8 protein-coding genes and 1 pseudogene are annotated in these 10342 nt (G+C 36.6%); 6 read left to right on the top strand and 3 right to left on the bottom strand.

What is annotated here, in order from left to right:
* Positions 1-134: 134 nt before the first annotated feature.
* The 4 genes and pseudogenes from ACN4EE_RS20370 to ACN4EE_RS20355 all read left to right on the top strand — a co-directional run.
* Positions 135-353, top strand: a pseudogene (locus tag ACN4EE_RS20370) (Txe/YoeB family addiction module toxin); the annotation flags it as partial.
* A gap of 253 nt (positions 354-606) precedes the next feature.
* Positions 607-1062: a hypothetical protein gene (locus tag ACN4EE_RS20365; protein ID WP_431708332.1), complete on the top strand. Its 456-nt coding sequence runs from the start codon at positions 607-609 to the stop codon at positions 1060-1062.
* 71 nt (positions 1063-1133) lie between these two features.
* The gene (locus ACN4EE_RS20360; RefSeq protein ID WP_431708331.1) at positions 1134-1688 is read left to right on the top strand and encodes a glutathione S-transferase family protein; all 555 of its coding nucleotides are present in this window, start codon (positions 1134-1136) and stop codon (positions 1686-1688) included.
* 114 nt (positions 1689-1802) lie between these two features.
* Positions 1803-3740, top strand: coding sequence for an N-acetylmuramoyl-L-alanine amidase (locus ACN4EE_RS20355; RefSeq protein WP_431708333.1), 1938 nt, complete (start codon positions 1803-1805; stop codon positions 3738-3740).
* A 167-nt stretch (positions 3741-3907) separates the two neighbouring features.
* Here ACN4EE_RS20355 and ACN4EE_RS20350 read toward each other — a convergent pair whose 3' ends face one another.
* Both ACN4EE_RS20350 and ACN4EE_RS20345 read right to left on the bottom strand, forming a co-directional pair.
* Positions 3908-4876 carry a protochlorophyllide reductase gene (locus ACN4EE_RS20350; protein WP_431708330.1) on the bottom strand — a complete coding sequence of 323 codons (969 nt, stop codon included), beginning with the start codon at positions 4874-4876 and terminating at the stop codon, positions 3908-3910.
* Between the two features lie 369 nt (positions 4877-5245).
* Positions 5246-5560: an RNA recognition motif domain-containing protein gene (locus ACN4EE_RS20345; RefSeq protein ID WP_431708329.1), complete on the bottom strand. Its 315-nt coding sequence runs from the start codon at positions 5558-5560 to the stop codon at positions 5246-5248.
* 448 nt (positions 5561-6008) lie between these two features.
* On the opposite strand from ACN4EE_RS20345, the gene ACN4EE_RS20340 reads away from it, so the two are divergent.
* Together ACN4EE_RS20340 and ACN4EE_RS20335 are read left to right on the top strand one after the other, a co-directional pair.
* A complete protein-coding gene (locus ACN4EE_RS20340; RefSeq protein WP_431708328.1) occupies positions 6009-7412 on the top strand; it encodes a protein adenylyltransferase SelO in 1404 nt (467 codons plus the stop codon).
* Positions 7413-7673: 261 nt separating this feature from the next.
* Positions 7674-8864, top strand: a complete 1191-nt coding sequence (locus ACN4EE_RS20335; RefSeq protein ID WP_431708327.1) for an RNA polymerase sigma factor, RpoD/SigA family — start codon at positions 7674-7676, stop codon at positions 8862-8864.
* 287 nt (positions 8865-9151) lie between these two features.
* Here ACN4EE_RS20335 and aroB read toward each other — a convergent pair whose 3' ends face one another.
* Positions 9152-10243 (bottom strand): 3-dehydroquinate synthase, encoded by a 1092-nt coding sequence (aroB, locus tag ACN4EE_RS20330; protein WP_431708326.1) that lies wholly within the window; start codon positions 10241-10243, stop codon positions 9152-9154.
* Positions 10244-10342 lie beyond the last annotated feature (99 nt).

Here is a 10342-nt window from a genome sequence, read left to right as displayed (position 1 = left end):
ACAGCTTCCTCATAACTGTACTTTAGACATCTCCAGAAATGAAAAATTAAATCAATTTAGATATTGAAATCGTTAAATTAATATAGTTTATCGTCATTTTCAATCGGTTAAACATAATTATTGGAGAAGTCTAATGGGCTTCTGATGATAAAAAAATCTACAAAAAAATTATTAATCTTTTAAAAGATATTGATCGTTCTCCCTTTAGTGGTTTAGGAAAACCAGAACCATTAAAACATAAAATAAGAGGATATTGGTCAAGAAGAATTACGCAAGAACATAGATTAGTATATCAAGTGACAGATACAGAAATTATTGTTATTGCCTGTAAATATCACTATGAAAATATCTAATTTATGGCAATCTGTATTAACGTAAACAATATTTAAACAAGGTTTTAAGCTAATAAGTGAGGAAGTTCGATCGAGCAATACCTATACCTAAAACAAATGATCCTCAATTTTACATTTTATTCTATCAAATGCTAATTTTGTAATGACAATACTGAGTAGCCGTGTGAGGGGAAACTTTCATACACGGTTTCGGAGGAGAGGTTAAGATGGTAACATCTTAATCGACTCTCTAATAATTAAGCAAAATATATTTATGAATACTAAGTTAACAGAATTAGGCATCTCTCCCGAAGATTATTGTGTGTTTGGCTTGGCAACTTGTTTCCTCAGAGAAGAAGGGGAAATCAAGGAAGTTAAAGTAATTGAGCCTATTCCATCGGCGGCTTTAGAAGCACTAATTAAAGAAATTCCCACCTCCTATCAATTAGCTATCGCTACCACTGTTGGACAAATTATTTCCGAAGATGCCATACAAAAACCGTCCGATTTTCCTGCCGATAGCCAATTTTGTGATGATTTTCTCGATCGAACCTTAGCTGCTACTCGTACTTACAAAAACAAACCTAGTGCGCAAGAATATATCAAGTTGGGTGCATCAAAAAGCGACTTTAACTATTCCCTAGAAAGAAAAAGAATCTTAAACAGTGTTCATAAAGTATCTGATGATGATAACGTAAAACAACACTCCCATACCCATAAAATTCTTTAACACTCTATTTTTGACCTGAATTTATGTTAACTTTTATGAAGCGAATAAAATTATAGTTAAAGAGGTATTAAATGATCAAGTTATACGGTGGTACTCGCAGTCGTGCATCAATTATTCAATGGTATTTAGAAGAAATTAATCTCGACTATGAATATATATTAATTGATATGGCAGAAAAAGAACATTTGCAACCTGCCTTTTTAGAATTAAACCCTATGGGAAAAGTTCCCGTAATAGTTGACGGAGATTTCAAACTATGGGAATCAGGAGCGATATTATTATATTTAGCCGAAAAATATGGTCAAGAAATCCACACTTTAGAACAAAAAAGCATCCTTAATCAATGGATTTTATTTTCTAATTCTACTTTAGCCACTGGTTTATTTATTGAGGCAAATCGAGAAAGGGAAATGGAAAAATTATTACCCCCCTTAGAAAATATTTTTCACCATAATTCCTTCCTATTGGGAGAAAAATTTACCGTTGCCGATGTGGCAGTCGGCTCAATGTTAGCTTATACTCAAATTCTGTTAAAACTAGATTTAAGCAATTATCCTGCCATAACTAATTATATTAACAAGATGACCCAAAGACCTGCCTTTATGAATTCGATCGGCAAAAGATAAATTGGTAGAAACAAAAACTTTTTTAATTTGTCATTAGATTATATTATCTTGATAAAAATATTTTCTTATTTATACTAAATCAATTCCCAATTATGGTGAGGAGTAACTACTATGGTGAAATTTTATTCTTTAATTTTAAGTTGTTTAACATTTTTAATTCTAGCTACCCCCGCCTATGCCGGGAGACTTTTATTCTGGCGTTTTGAAGCCAATCAAAACCGTTTAATTTTTACCACAGATCAAGCTATACAACCCACCGCCCAATTAATCTCTAATCCAACTCGTTTAGTCATTGATTTGCCTGGTACTACTTTAGGTCGCCCCACCGTCAACGAAAATTTAGGTGGCGTAATTACTAATTTAAGAATAGGTCAATTTGATGCTCGAACCACAAGGGTTGTGATTGAACTTGCTCCCGGTTATGTAGTTGATCCTCAAGGTGTTAAAGTCAGAGGGCTTTCTCCCACTCAATGGTCTGTTGAACTACCCCAACCACAACGATCGAACTTCCCTACCCCCTCTAATCCTCCCGGTAACAATCAATCTACAAATAATCCTCCCACTAACACCACCGCTACTAATCTCACTAATCGCAATACTTCTTTAGGAACAGGCTTACAAGTCACTTCTAGTGGTATTCTTGTTGGACTTGATGGAGGAAATAATAACCGAATTACCGTTAATCGTAGTCGAGATCGCCGTCAAATTAATTTTGAAATAGAAGGAATTACCATTCCCGATAGTTTTCCTAAATCTTGGAATGTAAATCAATACGGCATTGGAGATATAGAAATAAACCAACAAAGACGATCGACCCTATTAACATTAAATGTGAATCCCGACAGTCCCGATTGGCAAGGCAGTTTTAGCCGTATGGGAGGCTTAGTTTTGTGGCCTCAAGGAGGTATCAGTCGAGTAGCGGATTTACCTTCAGGAACATCTAACAATAATAATTCCCCATCTCCAGCAAATCCTCCTCGTAATGCACCTAGTACACAAGCGTTGATGAATAATCCAGCGACTCCCCCTCAAACAAACATTGAGTCTATGGAATTAATTAATAATCAACTATTAATCAGAGGGAATCAACCCCTCAAAGCTCAAACTAGCTGGAATGAAAATAATACCGTTTATCAAATTCGCTTAGAAAACACCAATCTAGCTCCTAATTTTAGAAATCCGACTTTACCATCAGGAAGTCCGATCTCACGAATGCGTATTTGGCAACCAGACGATAACACCGTAGTACTTTTAATTGAACCAGCCGTAGGTGCAAGAATAGGACAACTCAACCAACCAAATGATAGACTTTTAGCCCTCTCATTTAATCGACTTAGCTCATCTAGTCGTCCTCAAGGTAATATCAACAACAACAGTACATCTATACCTGTTACACAAGCTCCTCCCGATCCTTTTAATCAAACTCCCCCCGGTGGAAATTGGCAACCCCAAGCCTTACCCCCCGTTAATAATCGTCCTTCTGGCAATAACAATCCACCAATACAAGGGCGACCTTTAGTCATCATCGATCCGGGGCATGGAGGCAAAGATCCGGGGGCTGTGGGAGTTAATAGTCTTCAAGAAAAACACGTTGTTTTAACTATCTCTCAACAAGTGGCAAGTATTCTTGAACAACAAGGCATACAGGTAAGAATGACTAGAAATAGTGATTATTTTGTGAGTTTACAAGAACGTTCTGCGATGGCTAATCGTCTCAGGGCTGATGTTTTTGTTAGTATTCATGCTAACTCTGCTGGTGCGGGTAAACCTGAAGTTAGTGGTTATGAAACTTATTATTTTCAAAATGGTAGAGCCTTAGCGGAAACCATACACCGTAACGTAATCCGTCGTGTGGATGTGCGCGATCGAAGAGTTAAACAAGCTCGATTTTATGTATTAAGAGCCTCCAATATGCCTTCGGCTTTAGTAGAAACAGGCTTTGTCACGGGCATAGAAGATGCCGCAAAACTTAGCAATCCTACTTTTCAACGTCAAATGTCCGAAGCCATCGCCGCAGGGATTATTGAGTATCTTCGTACTAATCGCCGTTAAATTAAGATATTTTACCTATCTTTCAAAGAAAACAGAATATGATTCGATCGATTTAGCTTAAATTTTATGTCGAACTGAGATAAATGTAGGGTGGGCATTGCCCACCAATCCCGACAAATAGTGTGAAAATTTGTGCTTAACTCCTAATACCTAGCAGTTAAAAGCTCCTAATTAAGTCCAACTAATTGTTTACTCAAAGTCCACATTAATTCGCCTTTATCTTTATCACTAGCCTCGTCAGAAACTTCTTGTACAAAGGATTTACGCCCTTCTTTTTGACGATTTCCCCAACTCCAGTAAACACCAGATACATTAAATTCTGGATCAGCTACAACCATCGCTAATCTATCTCCAGCTAATTCTTCTGATACATAACCCCCTGTAATATTTTTTTGGAATAAAGGAAAGATTTTTTGGAATAAGGAAAAATGATTACGGAAAAGTGCAGTAGTAGCCACACATCCGGGATATAAAGCCGAAAAGACAATGCGGGTTGACTGATGATAACGGCGGTGCAACTCTCTCATGGTTAACATATTGCAGAGTTTACTATCTTTATACGCCTTCCCAGATTTGAATTTTTTACCATCAATCATGGCAATAGGTGCTTTAAAACCTTGTTGAAAACCCTCTAAATCTCCTAAATCTGGCGGTGCAGGAATGGGAATTTTACCGCCTAATTCTTTGGGGTTTGCCGTAACTGTACCTAAAATAACTAATCTTGGCTCAGGATTACCCGATTTTTGCAAATCTTCTAACATTAAGTTACAGAGTAAAAAATGCCCTAGATGATTAGTAGCAACACTGATTTCGTAACCATCTTCATTACGCATGGGTTCTTTCAGTAACGGGTAATAAACCGCCGCATTACAAACTAAGGCATCTAATTTTCTCCCCGAAGCTCGAAAATCTTGTACAAATTTACGCACACTACTAAAAGAAGCTAAATCAAGATGAATGGCTTGATAGTTTTGAGTGGAAATGCCAACTTCTTTCGCCATTTTATGGGTTTTTTCTAGGTTACGACACGCCATAACCACAAACCAACCTTTTTGAGCTAATGCTCTAGCACCTTGTAATCCTACTCCTGATGATGCTCCAGTAATGATTACTGTGGGTTTATTATCTGTAGTCATTTTGATTAAGTTTATTTTTTATAACTAAATTTCACAATATCTTAATGTTCTCATAGAAAGCGGATTTCAATTTCTAAGTTTTTTTAAGCAAAATTATCTTTATTAACCATAGAGAATTGACAATGGATACTAGGAGACTAGGAGATGAGGGGGAATTAACTACTCTTGCCTCTATTTGTGATTTTTTGGTGGGGGTGGGTTTAATATATTAAACCCCTACATTTCCTATTGTTCTTCATCTTTTGGCTTTTTTAATTCTTAATTCTTAATTCTAAAAAAAACCCCTCCTCGCAGTTGAGAAGGGGCTTCACTTTATTTAGGGGTAAACGGTAAAAATAAGTAATATTTTATAGTTACACTAATATCTTTTTAGTAGTTACGGGAAAAACTATTTCTTCTTCCGCCACCGCCGCCACCACGGCCGCCACGAGAGTTATTTTCTTCACGGGGTTTGGCTTTGTTAACCTTCATGTCACGTCCCATCCACTCAGCACCGTCTAAGGCTTCAATGGCTTTATCTTCTTCAGCATCAGTACTCATTTCCACGAAACCAAAACCACGCATACGCCCAGTTTCACGATCGGTGGGTAAATATACTCTTTTAACTGCTCCAAAGTCTGCAAAAGCAGATGTTAAATGGTCTTCCGTAACTTCGTAAGATAAATTACCTACATAAATAGACATAAACTTTCTCCAAATACAATATGGTCTTTAAGATTCGCAATTCGGAGAGAAGCTTGTCAATCGAAAACTCGAAATACTCGTGAATATCTTAAACAAAATCTTTAAACCGATACTTAATCTCGTCAACTTTGATTATAACACGGGAATTGATAATTGACAATTATTTGATCGATAATTGATTTTAAAGGTGGCAAAACATGGAAAACAATGATTATTAAATTCCCGAAATACCAACAAACAAAGGTTTAGAAAAATGTAAAGATTTATGTCTTGATTAAAGCGTTACCCCCCGTATGCCTGAAGATGTTGTGGAAGATTTGAAATCGATCGAACCTCCCATAGTGTTCACTAGACTCTGAGATTCTTGATAGAAGAAATGACACAATACCTTTATCATTGCGTTAAGTGTTGTTAATTATTCACGGTTTATTATTTACTCCTAACGACGATGACAAATCCTTTTCTTGCTTTGGAATATGAAATGGCGATGGAAAATTTGGGGGAGGATTACTATGAAGAAGTCACCCCTGCTCAATTTCCGCAACTTATATTAAGATTTGTAAATAAAAATCTCTTACCTATTATTGGTATAGATGAAGAAAGCGTTACCGATGATGATTGGATTGAAGCCTTTGGTAAATTTCAGGGAATTAGACCTTGTTTGGCTTTAAAATATCATGGGTATCAGTTTGGGGCTTATAATCCACAATTGGGAGATGGTAGGGGTTTTCTCTATGGTCAAATTAGGGGAAAAGATGGATTATTATATGATTTTGGCACAAAAGGTTCGGGAAGAACTCCCTATTCTCGTCAAGCGGATGGAAGATTAACCTTAAAGGGGGGAGTTAGAGAAGTGATTGCAGGTGAGGCGTTATATCGTTTAGGGGTTAATACTTCCCGTTGTCTTTCTCTGATTGAAACGGGGGAGTCTTTATGGCGTGGGGATGAGCCTTCTCCTACTCGTAGTTGTGTCATGGTAAGATTTAGTAAGTCTCATATTCGTTTCGGCACTTTTGAGAGACTGCATTATATACAACGTCCCGACTTAATTAAAAATCTGTTGGATCATGTGATTTATTATTATTATCCTCATTTAAGCACTTCTGATACTCCCTATATCGATTTTTATGGAGAATTAGTACAAAGGGTGGCTTTGTTAACGGCGCAGTGGATGAGTGCCGGGTTTTGTCATGGGGTGCTGAATACTGATAATATGTCTATTACGGGGGAAAGTTTTGATTATGGTCCTTATGCTTTTATCAATACTTATGATCCACATTTTACGGCGGCTTATTTTGATTACGGTGGAAGATATTGTTATGGTAATCAACCGTTAATTGGTCGTTTAAATTTAGAGTTGTTGCAAAAACCGTTATCTTTGGTGATACCTTTTGAGGCGTTACAGGCAAGGTTATCCCAGTATGATTTTTATTATCAGCAATTTTATCATAGTTTGATGGTAAAAAAATTGGGTTTTGAAAATTTGCCTGAAAATTTGGGGAAAAAGTTGCTTACTCAAACGATCGATCTGTTAAAGGAAAGTCAGTATAGTTATCATCAATTTTTTGCGGATTTAGCGTCTCAATTCAATTACGGTTGGCATGAAAACCCTGATTTAATTTTGGAAAATACTGAGATTAAATATTCTCATTTTCGATCGTGGCGTTTGTTGTATCATCAGGCTTTGGAGAATTTTGTTAGGGAAGAATTAGACGAGATTAAAAATAGGCTCGATCGAGCTAACCCCCCTGTTGTACCAGTTCGATCGATCATTGAAGCGATTTGGCATCCTATCAGTGCCGAAGATAATTGGCAACCGTTTTACGATTTGTTGCAACAATTTTATTTATAAGTACGAAAATACCTCAGTTCGATATAAAATTGTCGATAAGGGTACAGAAAAGGGAAGACGGAATAGGTAAGAGTTGTCGTTATTTTCAAGAATTAATAAAAAATGCAAATTAAATGCGTTTGAGCTTAGAAAAGCCTTTTTTAAGTTTTTAGAGTAATTTTTACTCATTTTGTTTTTTTTATTGTATATTGAGGGAAAGTTAGGATTTTAAATAATCCTGTTAATAAATAAATTAGTCATTTTAGGAAAGGAACAGAGATTATGTCAAAGTTTTATTTTCAGTCATTGCACGATCATCCTCCCACTTCTTCCAATAATCAGTCTCCTTATCCTGTCGATGACTCCCCCTCTCCATCTGAAAAAAACAATAATGTTAACTCCCGTGACTTAATGCGCCTGTATCTTCGTGATATTGGGCGCATTCGTTTATTAAGCAAAGAAGAAGAAATAACTTTAGCTCGACAAGTACAAACCTATCAATCTCTCCAAACAATTAAGGAACAAAACAATTCTATTCCTGAAATTAGAGAATATATTAAGGTAATGTCTTCCTATGATTCATTAGCAGGACATCATTCTCAATCTCCTACGATGGAAAATTTAGTTCAAACTTTAAAGATTTCTGAAAGCAAATTAGAGAAAATTGTCCGTCAAGGTAAACAAAAATGGGCAGATTTATCAGATTTAACGGTAGAAGCCTTAGACAAAGCCTTAAGCGAGGGTATGAAAGCAAAACAAATGATGATTAAGGCAAATCTACGATTAGTAGTTTCGATCGCTAAAAAGTATCAAAATCGAGGTTTAGAGTTATTAGATTTGATTCAAGAAGGTACTCTCGGATTAGAAAAAGCCGTAGAAAAATTTGATTATACAAAGGGTTATCATTTTAGTACTTATTCTTACTGGTGGATTCGTCAGGGTATGACAAGGGCGATTGCCACTCAAGGGCGCACAATCCGTATTCCTATTCATATTACAGAAAGATTGAATTTACTTAAAAAAGTTCAGCGCCAACTATCTCAAACTTTAGGACGCATGGCGACAGTCGATGAAATTGCCCAGAAAATGGACATGAGTGCGCCTCAATTAAGACAATTTTTAAATCAAATTCCTCGATCGATCTCTTTAGAGATGAAAGTAGGGGAAGATTATAATACCGAATTAGTAGAATTAATCGAAGCCGACTCCGATACCCCCGAAGAAAACTTGCTAAGGGTTTCTATGCAACAGGATTTACGCTTAATGATGGAGCGTTTGAACGATCGAGAGAGACAAATTTTGCGCCTTCGTTTTGGCTTTGAGAATGGCAAGATTTACTCTTTGAGTGACACTGCCTCCATGATGAATTTATCCAGAGAAAGAGTAAGGCAAATTCAAACAAAAGCAATTCAAAAATTAAGAGAACCCGAACAGGAAAAGCGGTTGAGGGATTATTTAGAAATTTTAACGTAATTAGGGGGTGCTGAAACAGTCTTTTGATGGGGATAGGTGTCAGGTTAAATAGGGGGTGTTGAAAAAGTATTTTGATGAGGGTAGGTGTTAGGTGTCAGGTTAAAGAATGAAAAATCAAGATTTTGAAGCGTTATCTCTTCAACAAGTAAACAGGGGTATTGTGAATAATCAAATTTGAAATGCCCTGTTTTTGAGTAAAAATTGTCAAAAATTCACACTTTTTTGTGAATATAGTGTGCCTAAACCATTGATTTTAATAACCTTTTGATTTATTCAGCAAACCCTAATTAGTTGTTATTCATTACCTGTCGGACTAAATCACTGGTAACTCGATCGGTTATAATAACACTGCCGATCGAATTAGGTAAAATAAAGCGTACTTTGCCTTCTTCTACTTTTTTATCGGTTTGTAAATGGGCAATAGCAGTTTCTACATCGAGATTAGAAGGGATAACGGTAGGTAAACCTGTTTTCTCAATAAGGGAATCCTGTCTTTTTGCCTCAGATTCACTCCATAAACCCATTTTTACAGCTATATTTCCAGCCCCTACCATACCCATAGCAACAGCTTCTCCATGGACAAAAGTGTCGTAATTAGTTAAACTTTCGATAACATGACCAATGGTATGACCATAATTGAGAATAGCGCGTAAACCGCCTTCTTTTTCGTCCTGACTCACTACTTCTGCTTTGGCTTGACAGGAACGCACTAAAATATCTTTGAGCAACCCATCATCAAAATTGTTTAAGCTATCGATGTTATTAGCGTTTTCTAACCGTTCAAAAAGGGTTTTATCCCAAATCACTCCATATTTAATAACCTCTGCCATACCTGCCTTAAACTCTCGCTCAGGCAATGTTTTTAAAACTGTAGGATCAATTAATACTAATTTAGGTTGATAAAACGCACCAATTAAATTTTTGCCTTGGGGATGATTGACTCCTGTTTTTCCACCGACGGAAGCATCTACCATAGCTAAAAGGGAAGTTGGCACTTGTATAAAATTGATACCCCGTAACCAAGTAGCGGCAGCGAATCCTGTCATGTCTCCTACCACTCCTCCCCCTAAAGCGAGTAAGGTGGATTTGCGTTCGAGGGAATATTCTAGGGCGCTATCATAGATTTTAGCTAAATATTCAAGGGTTTTATAATTTTCTCCTGCGGGAATTAAATGATAATTGACGGTAAAACCTGCTTTTTCTAAGGATTTAATGGCTATATCTCCGTAATAGTCGAAGATTTCGGGATTCGAGACGAGTAATATTTTTTTCCCTACTTTTAATTCTTTGATTCTTTCTCCTAGTGTCAATAATCCATTACTAGCGATGTGAATATTATAGGTATTGTTGGGCAAAGATACGGTTATAATTGATTCCATTATCGATCGAGTTTATTTCTTAAATCTTCTTTATTGTACGCTAAAACGGTTCGATCGTTGCTGATGAGGGAGGGGAAAGAGGGGGAAGAGGGGGAAGAG

It is taken from the genome of Geminocystis sp. CENA526 (genome assembly GCF_050753365.1).
Lineage (GTDB): Bacteria > Cyanobacteriota > Cyanobacteriia > Cyanobacteriales > Cyanobacteriaceae > Geminocystis.
This window is presented reverse-complemented; position numbering and strand designations above follow the sequence as displayed.

Coding starts and splice junctions, on each gene's coding strand:
- ACN4EE_RS20365 (WP_431708332.1), top strand. CDS start 607: ATGAATACTAAGTTAACAGAATTAGGCATCTCTCCCGAAGATTATTGT.
- ACN4EE_RS20350 (WP_431708330.1), bottom strand. CDS start 4,876: ATGACTACAGATAATAAACCCACAGTAATCATTACTGGAGCATCATCA.
- ACN4EE_RS20340 (WP_431708328.1), top strand. CDS start 6,009: ATGACAAATCCTTTTCTTGCTTTGGAATATGAAATGGCGATGGAAAAT.
- ACN4EE_RS20360 (WP_431708331.1), top strand. CDS start 1,134: ATGATCAAGTTATACGGTGGTACTCGCAGTCGTGCATCAATTATTCAA.
- aroB (WP_431708326.1), bottom strand. CDS start 10,243: ATGGAATCAATTATAACCGTATCTTTGCCCAACAATACCTATAATATT.
- ACN4EE_RS20345 (WP_431708329.1), bottom strand. CDS start 5,560: ATGTCTATTTATGTAGGTAATTTATCTTACGAAGTTACGGAAGACCAT.
- ACN4EE_RS20335 (WP_431708327.1), top strand. CDS start 7,674: ATGTCAAAGTTTTATTTTCAGTCATTGCACGATCATCCTCCCACTTCT.